Consider the following 15,570-nt stretch of genomic DNA (forward strand, 5'->3'; position numbering starts at 1 on the left):
CACAGTCTCTTATTTTAAAAGAGATTTGAAATACTCAAAAATTTCCTCACCTACTACCGCATCATCTCTTCTTTGTTTATAAGACATTCTCTCAGGATGAAACTGTGTAGCTATAATCGGTAATTCTTCATGTATAACGGCTTCACATACTCCGTCCTCGGAGCGTAAAACCTCTTTCAGTCCTTTCCCGAGTTTTTTTGCGCCTTGGTGATGTGCGGAGTTTATATTGAAAGTTTTACCGTAAAATTTTTCAAACAAATTTCCTTCTTCTACACTTTTTACACTGTGTATGCTGTCATTATCATTTTTTCTTGTATGGATATCTCTTGTTACAAGATCCTGATGTAAACTTCCGCCAAAGTATATATTTATAAGCTGCATACCTCTGCAAATGCCTAAGATAGGCTTTTTTGCCTTTACAAATGCATCCAAAATATCTCTTTGTGCTTTGTCAAGCTCTCTATCAGGCTCGTCTGATCCGTTCATTTCTTCACCATAGTAAACAGGATCTATATCTCCACCACCGGGAAGAAGCAAACCGTCACATTTTATGGCTTCATCCACATCAAGAGTTGCGATAACTTCTATATCGTTTTCTTTTAATGCATCTATATAATTTGTCAAGCTTTCAGTCCCTGCAAGTGCTACCTTCTTCATAAAAAATCCTCGTCTGTATATACTAAAAAACTCCCACAAACATCTTTGTTTGAATGGGAGTTGTAAAAGCTGGGCTACTAGGATTCGAACCTAGAAATGCTGGAGTCAGAGTCCAGTGCCTTACCATTTGGCGATAACCCAAAACTGACTTTAATAGGATACTCTATCAGGTCAGTTTTGTCAATAGTAAATTGAAAACTTACTTAATTTTTTTGTGAAAACTTAACTTAAGCTCAATACGACAATTGTCATCCTTAGTTTCGCAGTCAAACTGTATCTGCCATACTCTCTCTTCCACACCGTTGTGGTTACTGAAACATACTTCATTTATATTTATATTTCTTTTATTTTCTACATCTATACATAGCAATGCCCTTTTTCCATGTAAAAGGATTCTGTTGTCTTTAATTTCAGGCTTTATATTTGTCACCAGATTTTCAGTTAAACTGTATTTCTCAGAGCGGCTTTCCAATATATCCTCTATAACAATATACTTATCATGACTGTAGCATTCCACATTCCTGTAAAGTTTAATATTCTCAAAACCATAAGCCTTTGCATAAGACATTTTAACCTGTCCGACTTTTGGCGATTCAAAACTTGAACATTTATATTTGTCACCCGCTTTTTGCTCCTTGCCGTTTATAAGAGGTACATTATGCGAAATACTTCTGTTATTAAATATTTTATACCTTGTATCATCTTTAAAATAATCCTTTGTATACTCACCACATCCAAGATCTGTAAGGAATATTTCTCCGGCATAGCTTAGTATAAAACTTCCGATATCATTGTGATTATGAGGCTCATTATTGTTTCCACCTTTAAGCGCCAATCCGGTATCACCACTATTCCATACAGCCCACTGTGCTTCCTTATAAAGGATAAATTTGTACTCATCTTTTTTTATGTGCTCTTCATTTTTTTTATCTTCTAAAAATTCACTCACCCATAAATCATCTTGAAGATTTGCCATAAATCTATAGCAACTATCAGTGTCAAATTTCATAGCAAAATCTATAGGTGGAATTTCAAAGCCCTTAAATTTACTCTTTAAAAAGCAACTGAGTCCAAGTCTGAATCTGTCATTGGCCAAGCCGTCGGAAAAACTTATAGTGTTACCACCCGGTAAAAAGCAGTTTTGCTGAAACAATACAATATTTTCAAGTCTCTTATCGGTATACAAGTTTTTTTCACCATCCGTATATTCATACAGCTGCCTTGCAAAGCCGAAAAAATATTCCATACCATATGTAAAATAGCTCATCCCCTCAAGACATACACCGTCTTCACTGAATCCTCCGATATATTTGTCCAGACAAAGTTTGACTCTGTCAAGTATTTTATCTCTTATACCTTTATCATCAGGCAGATACAATACAGCGCTGCCTATACTTGATGCACATACGGAAATCCAGTTGTTATCCAGGTTTTCCCATCTGTGATATCCGTATTCGCTTTCCACATAAGGTTTTATTATCCTATTCCACACATTTTCTTTTATAATGTCCGTACATTCCTCAGATAATATCTTACCCAAATAATGGTATATACATGACAGGGCCTGCGCAGTTTCAGCCGCAAATAAATCTATTGTATACTTTCTGTCGTCTTTACTCATATCAACATGTGCAGGCAAAGCCCATGTATCTTCTTTACATATTGTGTATATTATCTCTTCAAGCTTTTTTATATATATCTTTTCCTTATGCCATAATGTGACAAAGAAGAATACATTCAAAAATTTTCTTCTCTCAAAATATAGTTTTTCATATATAAGTCTGTTTCCGGTCTGTTCATACAGTAAAAAATCTTCATCACTAAGTACAGGTAACTCTTTATACAATAATTCCCTGCTATAGTTTTCTATATCCCTCTTAAATTCTTCAAAATGTATTCTTATTGCTTCAAAATATTTCATAATTTATTCTTTCACTGCACCTATCATAATACCCTTTGTAAAATACTTTTGTAAGAAAGGATATGCACATAGTATCGGCAAAGTTGCAACGATAACGGTCGCATACCTTATCGTTGCTCCCACCGCTTCCAAATCTCCTGAAGATACTCCCTGTGTCATAACCGAAGTATCATTTGATAAAAGTATCTCTCTAAGTATAACCTGAAGCGGATACATGGATCTGTCTGTAAGTATTGTGGAAGCCCAAAACCATCCGTTCCATACACCTACACCGTAGTATAAAAGCATAACCGCAAGTACGGGCTTTGAAAGCGGCAATACTATTGAAAACAGAATTCTTATATGTCCTGCTCCGTCTATTCTTGCAGCCTCACTGAGTGACTTCGGTATACTTTCAAATGATGTCTTTAAAATAATCATATTGTAGGTACTTATCATAAAAGGAAGAATAAGCCCCCAATGGCTGTTCATCAAATGTAATGATCTTAAGTTTTGATAAAAAGGTATCATTCCGCCGCTTATAAACATAGTCAGAGTGATAATAAACATCAAAGGCTTCTTGAATAATACTCTCTCTCTTGAAAAGAAGTAAGCTCCTATTGATGTCATTGTTATTTGCAATATCAAACTTATAATAAGAATTTTTATAGTATTCAAATAACCTGATAAAATCATTTTATTTTTAAACACCGCAATATATGCCGCTATATTCGGCTTTATCGGGAGCAAAAGTAAACCGCTGTGCTGCATGATCAGATTTCCGTTTGATAGAGAAGCCGTCAGAACATACCATATGGGATATATACATAACAAAGCAAGTATGGATAAAATACATATATTAAACAGATTAAATATACTGAATGAATTAGAATTTTTCTTTTTCATTATCCCTCCTTACCACAGACTTGTTTCACTGATTTTTTTACTCAGTTTATTTGCCACCAGCAGGAATATAAAATTTATACCTGAATTAAACAGACCTATTGCTGTTGAATAACTCCAGTTTCTCTCTAATATACCCACTCTGTAAATATATGAGGCAATAACATCCGCTGTTTCATAAGTTGCCTCATTATATAAAAGTATTGTCTTTTCATAGCTTGATCCAAGGATTTGACCAAGCCTTAATATAAGCATAATAATTATAGTTGTGCTTATTCCCGGCAAAGTAACATGTAAAAGTTTATCCCATCTGTTTGCACCGTCTATAGATGCCGCCTCATACAGTTGCTCATCTATACCTGACAATGCCGCCAGATATATTATTGAACCCCAACCTATTTCCTGCCATATATCAGAGGTGATATATATTGTCCTGTAAAGTGCAGGATTTTGAATAAGCGATGTTCTTGTACCGCCGAAAAACTCAATTATATCATTTATAAGTCCGGTGCTTTGTGTAAACTCTTTTATAATTCCGGTTACCACAACCAATGAAATAAAATGCGTCAAATATGTTGCTGTCTGAACAGTCTTTTTAAACTTCTTTTGTTTCAATTCATTTAAAAGCAGCGCAAGTATTATAGGTGCGGGAAATCCGAAGATAATTCCGTATACGCTCAATAAAACTGTATTTCTCAGTATTCTTACAAAATACGGGCTGTTAAAAAATCTTATGAACTGCGCAAAACCTACCCATTCACTTCCCTTTATTCCAAGTCTCGGATTGTAGTCCATAAATGCAATAACCGCACCATACATTGGTTTATAGTGAAATATAATATAAAATATCAAAACCGGTAGAACTAAAATATACAAACTTTTATTCAGTTTTAAATCTTTTTTTATTTTAGAAAATATCGTATTCTTCATATTATCACCTTTGCAAGCCGATGCAAAAAAGCATCGGCCTGTCAAATATCATATTTTACTATCTTGCATTATATCTTTCCAATGCCGCATTCTCCATTTCCAATACCTTGTCAATTCCCATTGACTTTATTGTACTTACATAATTGTCCCATTCAGACATATCCATAGTTCCAAGAATAAACTTTAATGTACATTCATCTCTATATGTATTTACTTCAGTCATTATTCTTGCTATCTCCTTACTCTCTTCCGCGTTAGGAGTTATAGGCGGTATTGTATACTTCTTCATATTTGTATCCGACCAAAGCTTTAGTGCCTCTTTTTGTTCATCCAGTGAGAAATACTGTAGTATGTATTCTTCATCCTGAACAAAAGGTCCGTTATAATTTGCTCTTACATGTCCTGCCATAGAATGAGTTATAGACATATTCGGATTATTGAGTAAGAGGTCTGTATATGTATACTTGCCGTCTTTCATCTCATAGCTCACTCCCTCTTTACCGAAATTAAAAAGCACATGTCCGGCTTCACTGTATCCGTAATCCAAGAGTCTTGCTGCCACTTCCACATCCTTACAGCTTGTTGTAATTGCCGCACATCCAAGTCCGCCCGGATAGAAATTATCTCTTTGTCCCATTTCAGGTTTCTGTCCTGCTTCCAGTGTAGGATATGGCGCTCCGACAAGTCTGAAATCAGGATTTGTCTCTTTTCCGGCCTTAGTCCAGTTTCCCATGCCGCTGCCGCCCCAGGCAAATGATGCACCTGCTGCTCCGCTTGTTATCTTTGCCGCTACCTGATCGTTTGTAAGTGTTGCAAGATCCGGATCTAAAAGTCCGGCCTTCATCCACTCACTCATCTTTTGAAGATAATTTTTATATGAATCTTCTATAGCACCGTATACAATCTTACCGTCCTTTAAATAGAATGTTCTTCTTGCACCATATGCACAGGCAAAAGGATTGTTGTTTGTAAGATCCGGTACTGAATACCAGTAGGCAAATGCTCCTGTAGCCCCCTTTTTCTCTTTGAAAGCTGTAAGCACTGTTTCCCATTCATCCACGGTCTTCGGTACTTCAAGACCAAGTTCATCAAGCCAGTCACCTCTAAGCATCGGTCCCATACTTGTAAGCAGAAGGTCTCCGCCTCTTATAAACGGGAAGCAGTAATAATCACCATTGTCTGTTCTTATCATTTTGTCCACATCCGGATGATCCTTTAAATATGCCTTTATATTCGGGCAATACTTGTCAAATACATCATTCAAAGGAATTATTACACCGTCATCAATAGCCTTTTGCGGTCCGCCTTCATATCCGAACCACTCCCATTCTACAATATCGGGTAACTCCTCATCCAGCAGCATAAGATTGAACTGCTCTTTTTCCTGACCAAGTGCAGGATGCTTGTACTCTACAGCAATTCCGGATTGCTCGTGCAGATTTTTATAAAAATCGGTTTCTCCAAGATTTCCGTAATTAGCCGAAACATTGACATTAAGTGGAATCCAATAAGTCAATGTCTTATCTGTTTTCATAGGATAAGAGAACTCTTTGTTCTCTGCTACCGCCTCACTCGCAGTATCACTTGCCGTCTTTTCCTCCGCTTTCTGTGAACAACCTGTCAAACTCATGCCGACCAAACTACATACCAATAACAAACTGCCTAAATTTCTTAAGCTCTTTCTCATATTCCCTCCTTAATTTTGTTACGATATTTAATTATTTATCTCTATTTTATATGAAAACATTATGCTTTTCAACCCAATTTTTATAAATATATATTTAAATTTAATAATTATTGTATAATTTTTATCAATGTTATCCCACTAAAAAAGTCACAAAAGCTTCAACTTTTGTGACTTCTCTTTATTCCCATCTTTCAAACAAATCTTCAAACTTCAGGGTATCATCTTTTTTTATAACTTTACTTCTGCCGTCCCCGTAATCATAGCTGAAGGTTGTCCACAAGTTTCTCTTTCCGAATCCTATTTTTACAAGTTTATCTAAAACAATACCGCCCTGTGGAACTTCTTTTTTCAAAAAGTCGCACAGTTCATCAAGAGTTTTTATATCGACAAAATCATTTATACCCTGTTTAAAGGTTATGGACTTATACTCATTGTCGTCTTTATCATAAACCCTTATATGCTTCATATTTTGATTGAAGTTATTTATTCTCTCGGCTGTTTCATTGCCCTCTATAAGAGAAAAACCTCCCTGCATATAGGCTTTTTCTATCTTATAATCCTTTAATGTATCATCTTTTTCGGTTTCTCTTTCGATGTTAACATTTTTACCGTCATACTTCACATCATAAATATCGCCTTTAAAATCCATATATTTTAAACGGGAACATGTGGCATTTGCAACCATGCATTTTACACTTGCCTCTTCCTGAAATCCCTTTTTAAGGCTTGGCTTTGAAAACTCTTTTTTATCCTCTTTAGACTTTGAGTATTCAGCCATATCATCCTCGGAACTCTTAGGCCTTGATATATTCATCATTAGAGAAACCGTTATTGTCGCTACCGCAACTGCCGCTATAATAATTACATTCATACCTTCTTCTTTCTTACATCCGCCTTTTTATCTTCTTCGGCAATAAGTACCATACAGCTTCTGCCTTCAACCGATATCTTTCTTTGGTCTTTTGTATTTACAGCTTCTTTCTTAAAAGGAGTATTTATATCATCCGTATTTACCAATATCTTCCAAGAGCTTCCCCTCTTTATAGTAGGAAGAGAAAACTCATGTCTGTCCCAATGCATATTTAAGATAATATATATATCCTGTTTTCCTTCTATAAGTATTCCCATCTGTCTGTTATAGTATTCAAAATCCGGTTTCCACACCTGCATACCGTGAACAGAGGTTTTCGACTTTTCCCCACCCAAAATATACTCTCTTCTGAATTCAAGCATAGCCCTTACAAAGTCAAGAAAATCCTTATTCTTGTTTACGAGCTTCCAATTGAAATAGCTTATATCATTGTCCTGACAGTATGTATTATTATTTCCGTTCTTTGACTGTAGTACCTCATCGCCGCTGCATATACATGGAGTACCTTTTGATATCATCAAAAGTAAAACCGCATTCAAATACATCCTTTTTCTTAGATTAAGCACCTGAGTTTTTTTGGTATCACCCTCAAATCCGCAGTTCCAGGAGAAGTTCATATTTGATCCGTCTGCATTGTCCTCTCCATTGTCTTCATTATGCTTATAATCATATCTGTATATATCAGCAAATGAAAATCCGTTGATATCTGCAATAAAATTCATATAATTACTCTTATCTGCAATCACATTCGCAACGAAAGGAACCATTCCCTCATCACCCTTCAGATATTTTCTCATATTATTCATATAATCATAATCCATAGAGATAATGTTTTTGTTCTTACTTTCATATATCTTATTTGTAAAGATAAATTTGCACTCAAGAAGATAAGGATCTTTTACAATATCCTCACAGTAGTCAACTCCTGTGAGATGAAAACCGTCTATATGATATTCTATTTTCCAGTATCTTAATACATCAATTATATAGCTGATATTCTTCTTGGCAAAGAAAAATTCCTGTATAACTCCGATACCTGCTTCATGCAGAGATTTCACCATAAGCTTATATTCATTTACAGGATTTCTGTTTTTTCTTGTAGAAAAGCTAGCCTTAGGTGCAAAGTTTAAACTGTTTGCGTATCCCCAATAGTTTATTCTGATTTTTTCCTGTTTTACCTTCTTCTCCTTATCAAAAAGAGAAATCCAGCTTCCACCGACTCTTATAAATTCATCAAATTCGGTAGCAGGCATTATATCCACAAAATCCACGCCAAGGTCTTTTAAGTAGTCTACCTTACTTATAAGTCCTTTAAATGTACCCTTGTCCACAACCTTTGAGCTGTTTGATTTTGTAAAACCTCTTATATGAAGCCTGTAAATAAATGCTTCATCCAAAGTTTTATTATCCAAGTTATTTTCAAGATCATTCTCCATATCAAATTCACTTATAAATACCGGACATCTTCTTGGATTATCCATAAGGCTTGTTTTACCGAAACTGTCTCTACCTGAAAAACATTTACCGTATTCATCCGGAAAAAGTCCTTTTTCATCTTCAAGAGCATACTCAAAAGTTTTCTTAAGACGTGTATTTATCTGTAAAAACCACACATCTCCTATTCTTGATTCCTTAGGAAACTCTATTCTTTCTACAGGAGCTTCTTCATTTCTTTCATAAAGGTTTAAATAAAGTCGTTCACATTTTCTTATAACCTTTACACAAAAATAAGAGGGCGTCACAGTTATACCAAGCGGATAAGAATAACTTCTACCTCTCTCCTTCTGAACTACCATAACGCACCTCCTTTAAATTATATATTTATATTTCGATATCCAGTTCTACCGGACAATGATCCGAACCTAAGATATCACTATGTATCTTAGCTTCCTTTATTCTATCTTTTAATTTATCAGAAACTATAAAATAGTCAATACGCCAACCGACATTCTTTGCTCTTGCACCGCCCATGTAGGACCACCATGAGTAAGCATCCGTTTTATCCGGATACAGTACTCTGAAGCTGTCACAAAAGCCTGAGGTCAAAATAACATCCATCTTGCCTCTTTCCTCATCTGTAAATCCGGCATTTTTCCTATTGGTCTTAGGATTCTTCAAATCTATCTCTTTATGAGCAACATTCAAATCACCACAGAATATTACCGGCTTTTTTTCTTCAAGCTTTAAGATATAGGAGAGGAAAGCATCCTCCCAAGTCATTCTGTAGTCAAGTCTTGTAAGGCCCCTTTGAGAGTTTGGAGTATAGCAGGTGATAAGATAAAAGTCCTCATACTCCGCCGTAATAACTCTTCCTTCATTATCATGTTCCTCTATACCGATGCCGTAAGTTACATTTAGTGGCTTATCTTTTGTAAAAACAGCTACACCGGAGTAACCTTTTTTTTGCGCATAGTTCCAATAGTCATAATATCCCGGCAAATCAAGCTCTATTTGACCTTCTGAGAGCTTTGACTCCTGTATGCAAAAAATATCGGCATCAATATCTCTAAAGAAGTCTAAGAATCCCTTGGTAACAGCGGCTCTAAGTCCGTTGACATTCCATGAAATCATTTTCTTTGTACTTGCCATATCAATCATCACTCTCTTCATCTGCTGAAACTGTATATGTAAATCTCTTTCTTGCCATCTCATCAGACTCAAGGTATTCATCATAGGTTGTAATCTTGTCTATAAGACTTCCGTTAATGATCTCCATAATTCTGTTTGCAGTAGTCTGAACTACCTGATGATCTCTTGATGAGAAAATAAGTACACCCTTGAACTTTTCAAGTCCTGTATTGAGTGCTGTAATAGACTCCATATCAAGGTGGTCGGTAGGCTCGTCAAGTATAAGTACATTTGCTCCGCTTATCATAAGCTTTGAGAGCATGCAACGAACCTTCTCTCCTCCTGAGAGTACATTCACTTTCTTTACACCGTCTTCACCTGCAAAGAGCATTCTTCCAAGGAAGCCCCTTACATATGTAGCATCCTTTATCTCAGAATATCCTGTAAGCCAGTCAACTATTGTCTCATCACCCGAGAAATCCTTTGTATTATCCTTAGGGAAATAGCTCTGTGTAGTGGTAAGACCCCATTTATAGCTTCCACTGTCAGGCTCCATCTCTCCTGCAAGGATTTTAAAAAGTACAGTCTTTGCCTTCTCATTAGGTCCTACAAGTGCTACCTTATCCTCTCTGTTTAACACAAAGCTGATATTATCAAGTATCTTCTCTCCGTCGATAGTCTTTGAAAGATTCTCAACTGTAAGAACTTCATTACCTATCTCTCTTGCAGGCCTGAAGTCGATATATGGATATTTTCTTGAAGAAGGCTTAATATCATCAAGCTCGATTTTTTCCAAAGCTCTCTTTCTGGATGTAGCCTGCTTTGATTTTGAAGCATTTGCAGAGAATCTTTGGATAAATTCCTGCAACTCCTTGATCTTTTCTTCTTTCTTTCTGTTGGCTTCCTTCATCTGGCGAACCATAAGCTGACTTGACTCATACCAGAAATCGTAGTTTCCGGCATAGAGCTGTATCTTGCCATAGTCAATATCTGCAATCATTGTACAGACTTTATTAAGGAAATATCTGTCATGAGATACAACTATAATTGTGTTTTCAAAGTTTATAAGGAACTCTTCAAGCCAGGCAATAGCATCCAAATCAAGGTGGTTTGTAGGCTCGTCAAGTAAGAGTATATCAGGATTACCGAAGAGTGCCTTTGCAAGAAGTACCTTCACCTTAAGGTTTGACGGCATATCACTCATCAGTGTATAGTGATGTTCCGTATCGACTCCAAGTCCGTTCAGAAGTGCCGCCGCATCGGATTCGGCCTCCCAACCGTTCATATTTGCAAACTCACCTTCAAGGTCAGCCGCCTTTATACCGTCTTCTTCGGTAAAGTCAGGCTTTGCATATATTGCATCTTTTTCCTTCATTATCTCATACAGTCTTGCATTTCCCATTATTACTGTATCCAAAACAGTATATGTATCATATTTGAAATGGTCCTGCTCCAAGAATGAAAGTCTCTCTCCCGGTGTTATTACTATATCACCGTTTGTAGGTTCTATCTGTCCTGAGAGTATCTTAAGGAATGTTGACTTTCCCGCACCGTTTGCACCTATAAGTCCATAGCAGTTACCCGGTGTAAATTTTATATTAACATCTTCAAAAAGGGCTTTCTTCCCTAATCTGAGGGTTATTCCATTTGCACTAATCATTATAATTCTCCTAAGAGTTTATCAACTGCCGCCATCTTTGTACATAGACACAGAAGGTTTGCGGCTATCTCCAAATCCGCTACAGGCGGGAATGAAGGAGCGATACGAATATTCTTATCATCAGGATCTTTTCCACCAGGGAATGTAGCTCCTGCACCTGTCATTACAACACCTGCTTTTTTACATTTTGATACAACTTCCTTTGCGCATCCGTCCATTGTATCAAAAGAGATAAAGTATCCGCCCTTCGGCTTTGTCCAGCTTGCTATACCAAGACCGCCAAGCTCTTTTTCAAGTGTATCTATTACCATCTCAAACTTAGGTCTGAGTGAGTCGGCATGCTTTCTCATATGCTCTACCATACCGTGAATATCCTTAAAATATCTTACATGTCTGAGCTGATTTACCTTGTCATGACCGATTGTCTGATTCTTTAACTGGTTTTTAATATCCTCAAGGTTGTTATGTGATGTGGCAAGTGCCGCAATACCTGAACCCGGGAATGTAACCTTAGATGTTGAAGCAAACTTATACACAAGGTCCGGATTTCCCGCTCTCTTACACTCAGCCAAAATCTCTATAAGATGATCCTGATCAAGATCATAGAGATGGTGAATTGTATATGCATTATCCCAGTAAATTCTGAAATCCTTAGCTGCCGGCTTTAATCTTGCAAATCTTCTTACAACTTCGTCAGAGTATGAGTTTCCTGTAGGGTTTGAATACTTCGGTACACACCAGATTCCCTTTATGGAATCATCTTTTTGTACAAGCTCCTCTATCATATCCATATCGGGACCGCTCTCAAGCATAGGTACGCATACATTCTCAAATCCGAAATACTCAGTTATTGCAAAATGTCTGTCATAACCGGGTACTATACAAAGGAATTTTATCTTGTCAAGCTTACACCAAGGTGTAGAGCCCATTACTCCATGAGTATATGATCTTGAAATACAGTCATACATTACATTAAGACTTGAGTTTCCATAGATAATAAGGTTATCTGCAGGAACCTCCATCATATCACCCATAAGTTCCTTTGCCTCAGGGATACCGTCAAGTACACCGTAGTTTCTGCAATCCGAACCGTTCTCGCTCATAAGGTCCTTATCTGATGTAAGTACATCCATAAGTCCCATAGAGATATCAAGCTGCTCCTGTGAAGGCTTTCCTCTACTCATATCAAGCTTTAAGTCTCTGTTTTGCATTGCCTTATATTCAGCCTTCAAGCTTTTCTTAAGCTCCAAAAGTTCCTCTTTTGTCAATTCTGCGTATGGTTTCATCATATTCTCCTTATACCTATCTATTGCTTTTGCTCATTTCTTCAAGCTTTGCATTCAACTCATCTAATTTCTTTTGGCATTCAAGTATCTTTGATCTCTGATCAAATACCAGCTCATCATCTTTTAAAAGATCATTGGCTGCTACATACTCTCCTATAACCATTTTGTAGGACTTTATAATATCCTCTTCTATCTTTATGTCTCTTTTGAGCTTTGTAATATCGGCAATTTCTCTGCCCTTATTTAAAGCATTCTGTGCTATTTTCTGTCCTTCTTCTTTAGCAATACTTCCATATATGCTTAACTTCTTGAAAAAATCTTCCATATAGCCTCCTTTATTCAAATATTAACAGTATAATTACTTTATCGACTTTTAGCAAGTCCAAGGTTACAGTTAGACAATAATTTATTTTAACGCCAAAAATGCGGCCATATTTCCTCTTATATCTCCCATTATTCTATGGGAATAAAGTAAATCCGGATTGCAGGCGGTACAAATATTTGATGTAAATATATTCTCAGGTAAAACTCCCGCCTCTTTTAATACTATTTCATTTGCTTTCCAAAGTGAAAGTCTGAAATGATCCTCTCCGTCTTCTCTGAAAATACTCTCGATATCTTCACTTTTAAAGTTTTTTGAAAACTCTTCATACACATCTTCGCTTACCTGATAGCAGTCTTGACAAATCCCCGGACCTATACAGGCAATTACATCCTTTGCATCCGTACCGAATTTTTTTGCCATCTCATCTATCATTACCGCACCCATTTTCTTACATGTACCTCTCCACCCCGAATGCGCAAGTCCTATCACCTGTTTTTCTTTGTCATAAAAATAAAGCGGAATACAGTCTGCAAAAAAAGCTCCCAAGGTAATGCCTCTCTCATCAGTTATCAGTCCGTCAATATTTCTGTAGTCTCTTTCAACCGATACTCCCTTACCCATATCACTTTTATCCACTACTCTTACATTGGTGGAATGCTCCTGATATGAGAGCACAAAACTGTCTTCTTTTACGCCAAGGGCTTTTGCCATTCTTTTATAATTTTCAAGCACACCCTCTTTATTATCAGGCTCTCTGCTAAAGCTTAAATTCATGGAGGCATAAGGTCCTTCACTTACTCCTCCTATCCTTGTGGAAAACCCGTTAATAAGCTCGGTATATTTTTCCAATGCTTCAAACGAAAAATATTCCACTCCGTTTTCCGCCTTTTTCAGTTTCAAAATATTTTTATCATTCTTTTTTAATATCTTTATACTCAATAAAATGCTCCTTTTATCCAGTCTATCTTCTCGCCCATTATTCCTATACAGTCAAATCTTATACTGTGCATGAAATAATGCTTTTCATTAAGATAGTACCTTGCAAGTTTTCTTATTTTCTGTTGCTTAAAATATCCTACAGACTCAAGCGGATATCCGAAGCTTTCATCTTTCCTGTACTTTACTTCTATAAATAATAATACATTTCCTTCTCTGGCGATAATATCTATCTCACCGAATCTGTTTTGGTAGTTTCTTTCAAGTATTACAATCCCGTTATTTTCAAGAAAAGAGGCAGCAATTGCCTCCCCCTTGTTTCCTATTCCTCTTTTATTCACTTACAAAATTTCCTATAAATGATTTTCTGTGTATAGCACATGGTCCTACTTCCTTTAAAGCCGCTATATGTGTTGCCGTACCGTAACCCTTGTTTGATGCAAAGCCGTACTCCGGATAAATTTTATCATACTCTACCATAATCCTGTCTCTGGTGACCTTTGCAAGTATACTTGCTGCAGCTATATTTACACTCTTGGCATCTCCTTTTACTATACCCACCTGCTTTATATTTATATCAGGTATATGTACGGCATCCACCAGTAAAACATCAGGTGTTTTTTCCAGTGCATTTATAGCCTCTCTCATTGCCTCATAAGTAGCCTGTAATATATTTATCTCATCTATCAAAGTATTTGAAGCAATACCTATACCGTATGCTATGGCGTTTTGCTTTATTTCATCAAATAAAACATCTCTTCTTTTTTCCGTCACCTTTTTGGAATCATTTAAAAAAGGAAGGAATATATCCTTCGGTAAAATTACCGCTGCTGCCACCACAGGACCTGCAAGCGGCCCTCTTCCTGCCTCGTCTATACCTGCCACATATGCTAAATCGCTGTATTTATTTTCAAATTCTCTCATGCCCTCAAGTCTTACTCTCTCAAGGGCAAGTTTTTCTTCACTTATTTTCCTCATCCTGTTTCCCTACGGCATTTGTAATGTAATTCTTCCAAGTTTTCCCGACCTGAACTCATTTACAAAGATACCTGCGGCCTTATCATAGTCAAGCTCATTGCCCTTCTTTGTACAACCTCTTAAGTTTGCTATTTTTATTAAAACGGCATTTTCATCATCACCGTCTTCCATCTCAAATCTTTCTGTAAGTATCTCAGGCTTATTCTTTATAAACCATTTAATAAGTTCAAGCCCCAGCTCTCTAATATCTATGATCATATCGTTTATAGAGCCGATAAATGCAATCATCTCTCCGATGTTTTCATCTTCAAACTTTGGCCAAAGTATTCCCGGAGTATCCAAAAGTTCTATCTGACCTTTAAGTTTTATCCACTGATTTCCCTTAGTTACTCCCGGCTTATTTCCGGTCTTTGCCATTGCTCTACCTGAAACCGAGTTTATAAGTGTTGACTTGCCGACATTCGGAATACCTGCCACCATTGCTCTTACAGGTCTGTTTTTAATTCCTCTCTTGGCGTCTCTTTCTCTCTTATCCTTTGAAACATTCTCTATAGCCTTTATCAAAACATTTACTCCGTTTTTCTTTCTGGAGTCCATAAACATGCACTCATAACCCTGCTCCTTATAATGGCTTGCCCATCTGTTGTTCGCACTCTCATCGGAGAGATCGGCTTTATTTAATATAATAATTCTGGACTTATTGGATCCAAGTTCCATAATTTCCGGATTTCTTGTAGCCTCAGGTGCTCTGGCATCCGTCATCTCTATAATAATATCCACAAGTTTTATAGCATCCGACATGGCTCTTTTTGCCTTAGTCATATGACCCGGGTACCATTGTATCTTCATAAACTATCCTTTCATAAGGC

Annotated in this window: 15 protein-coding genes and 1 tRNA gene; all 16 read right to left on the reverse strand. The window is 36.7% G+C overall.

Going from position 1 to position 15,570, the window contains the following annotated elements:
* Positions 1-9: 9 nt before the first annotated feature.
* Positions 10-657, reverse strand: coding sequence for a gamma-glutamyl-gamma-aminobutyrate hydrolase family protein (locus HMPREF1140_RS07845; RefSeq protein WP_009663367.1), 648 nt, complete (start codon positions 655-657; stop codon positions 10-12).
* 69 nt (positions 658-726) lie between these two features.
* Positions 727-798: transfer RNA gene (locus tag HMPREF1140_RS07850), tRNA-Gln, on the reverse strand.
* A gap of 58 nt (positions 799-856) precedes the next feature.
* Positions 857-2,578 carry a heparinase II/III domain-containing protein gene (locus tag HMPREF1140_RS07855; RefSeq protein ID WP_009663402.1) on the reverse strand — a complete coding sequence of 574 codons (1,722 nt, stop codon included), beginning with the start codon at positions 2,576-2,578 and terminating at the stop codon, positions 857-859.
* A gap of 3 nt (positions 2,579-2,581) precedes the next feature.
* A complete protein-coding gene (locus tag HMPREF1140_RS07860) occupies positions 2,582-3,463 on the reverse strand; it encodes a carbohydrate ABC transporter permease (protein WP_009663341.1) in 882 nt (293 codons plus the stop codon).
* 9 nt (positions 3,464-3,472) lie between these two features.
* Complete coding sequence (locus tag HMPREF1140_RS07865) at positions 3,473-4,390, reverse strand: ABC transporter permease (RefSeq protein WP_009663237.1); 918 nt, start codon at positions 4,388-4,390, stop codon at positions 3,473-3,475.
* 58 nt (positions 4,391-4,448) lie between these two features.
* Positions 4,449-6,077 (reverse strand): extracellular solute-binding protein, encoded by a 1,629-nt coding sequence (locus HMPREF1140_RS07870; protein WP_009663171.1) that lies wholly within the window; start codon positions 6,075-6,077, stop codon positions 4,449-4,451.
* Positions 6,078-6,255: 178 nt separating this feature from the next.
* The gene (locus HMPREF1140_RS07875; RefSeq protein ID WP_009663264.1) at positions 6,256-6,948 is read right to left on the reverse strand and encodes a hypothetical protein; all 693 of its coding nucleotides are present in this window, start codon (positions 6,946-6,948) and stop codon (positions 6,256-6,258) included.
* Positions 6,945-8,744, reverse strand: a complete 1,800-nt coding sequence (locus tag HMPREF1140_RS07880; protein ID WP_009663192.1) for a type II secretory pathway glycosidase — start codon at positions 8,742-8,744, stop codon at positions 6,945-6,947. The genes HMPREF1140_RS07875 and HMPREF1140_RS07880 overlap by 4 nt, the downstream gene beginning before the upstream one ends.
* Positions 8,745-8,769: 25 nt before the next feature.
* The gene (locus HMPREF1140_RS07885; protein ID WP_034211461.1) at positions 8,770-9,558 is read right to left on the reverse strand and encodes an exodeoxyribonuclease III; all 789 of its coding nucleotides are present in this window, start codon (positions 9,556-9,558) and stop codon (positions 8,770-8,772) included.
* Positions 9,539-11,176: an ABC-F family ATP-binding cassette domain-containing protein gene (locus HMPREF1140_RS07890; protein WP_009663317.1), complete on the reverse strand. Its 1,638-nt coding sequence runs from the start codon at positions 11,174-11,176 to the stop codon at positions 9,539-9,541. Before HMPREF1140_RS07890 ends, HMPREF1140_RS07885 begins: the two co-directional genes overlap by 20 nt.
* A complete protein-coding gene (locus HMPREF1140_RS07895) occupies positions 11,176-12,462 on the reverse strand; it encodes an aminotransferase (RefSeq protein WP_009663328.1) in 1,287 nt (428 codons plus the stop codon). The genes HMPREF1140_RS07890 and HMPREF1140_RS07895 overlap by 1 nt, the downstream gene beginning before the upstream one ends.
* A gap of 16 nt (positions 12,463-12,478) precedes the next feature.
* Positions 12,479-12,787, reverse strand: a complete 309-nt coding sequence (locus tag HMPREF1140_RS07900) for a hypothetical protein (RefSeq protein WP_009663248.1) — start codon at positions 12,785-12,787, stop codon at positions 12,479-12,481.
* A gap of 81 nt (positions 12,788-12,868) precedes the next feature.
* Positions 12,869-13,726 carry a peptidoglycan editing factor PgeF gene (pgeF, locus tag HMPREF1140_RS07905; protein WP_009663195.1) on the reverse strand — a complete coding sequence of 286 codons (858 nt, stop codon included), beginning with the start codon at positions 13,724-13,726 and terminating at the stop codon, positions 12,869-12,871.
* Positions 13,723-14,064, reverse strand: coding sequence for a YraN family protein (locus HMPREF1140_RS07910; protein ID WP_009663403.1), 342 nt, complete (start codon positions 14,062-14,064; stop codon positions 13,723-13,725). Before HMPREF1140_RS07910 ends, pgeF begins: the two co-directional genes overlap by 4 nt.
* A complete protein-coding gene (locus tag HMPREF1140_RS07915; RefSeq protein WP_009663319.1) occupies positions 14,057-14,701 on the reverse strand; it encodes a ribonuclease HII in 645 nt (214 codons plus the stop codon). Before HMPREF1140_RS07915 ends, HMPREF1140_RS07910 begins: the two co-directional genes overlap by 8 nt.
* 9 nt (positions 14,702-14,710) lie before the next feature.
* A complete protein-coding gene (gene ylqF / locus HMPREF1140_RS07920; protein WP_009663257.1) occupies positions 14,711-15,550 on the reverse strand; it encodes a ribosome biogenesis GTPase YlqF in 840 nt (279 codons plus the stop codon).
* Positions 15,551-15,570: the final 20 nt, after the last annotated feature.

Source organism: Lachnoanaerobaculum sp. ICM7 (assembly GCF_000287675.1).
GTDB lineage: Bacteria > Bacillota > Clostridia > Lachnospirales > Lachnospiraceae > Lachnoanaerobaculum.

Coding starts and splice junctions, on each gene's coding strand:
- HMPREF1140_RS07845 (WP_009663367.1), bottom strand. CDS start 657: ATGAAGAAGGTAGCACTTGCAGGGACTGAAAGCTTGACAAATTATATA.
- HMPREF1140_RS07855 (WP_009663402.1), bottom strand. CDS start 2,578: ATGAAATATTTTGAAGCAATAAGAATACATTTTGAAGAATTTAAGAGG.
- HMPREF1140_RS07860 (WP_009663341.1), bottom strand. CDS start 3,463: ATGAAAAAGAAAAATTCTAATTCATTCAGTATATTTAATCTGTTTAAT.
- HMPREF1140_RS07865 (WP_009663237.1), bottom strand. CDS start 4,390: ATGAAGAATACGATATTTTCTAAAATAAAAAAAGATTTAAAACTGAAT.
- HMPREF1140_RS07870 (WP_009663171.1), bottom strand. CDS start 6,077: ATGAGAAAGAGCTTAAGAAATTTAGGCAGTTTGTTATTGGTATGTAGT.
- HMPREF1140_RS07875 (WP_009663264.1), bottom strand. CDS start 6,948: ATGAATGTAATTATTATAGCGGCAGTTGCGGTAGCGACAATAACGGTT.
- HMPREF1140_RS07880 (WP_009663192.1), bottom strand. CDS start 8,744: ATGGTAGTTCAGAAGGAGAGAGGTAGAAGTTATTCTTATCCGCTTGGT.
- HMPREF1140_RS07885 (WP_034211461.1), bottom strand. CDS start 9,558: ATGAAGAGAGTGATGATTGATATGGCAAGTACAAAGAAAATGATTTCA.
- HMPREF1140_RS07890 (WP_009663317.1), bottom strand. CDS start 11,176: ATGATTAGTGCAAATGGAATAACCCTCAGATTAGGGAAGAAAGCCCTT.
- HMPREF1140_RS07895 (WP_009663328.1), bottom strand. CDS start 12,462: ATGAAACCATACGCAGAATTGACAAAAGAGGAACTTTTGGAGCTTAAG.
- HMPREF1140_RS07900 (WP_009663248.1), bottom strand. CDS start 12,787: ATGGAAGATTTTTTCAAGAAGTTAAGCATATATGGAAGTATTGCTAAA.
- HMPREF1140_RS07915 (WP_009663319.1), bottom strand. CDS start 14,701: ATGAGGAAAATAAGTGAAGAAAAACTTGCCCTTGAGAGAGTAAGACTT.
- ylqF (WP_009663257.1), bottom strand. CDS start 15,550: ATGAAGATACAATGGTACCCGGGTCATATGACTAAGGCAAAAAGAGCC.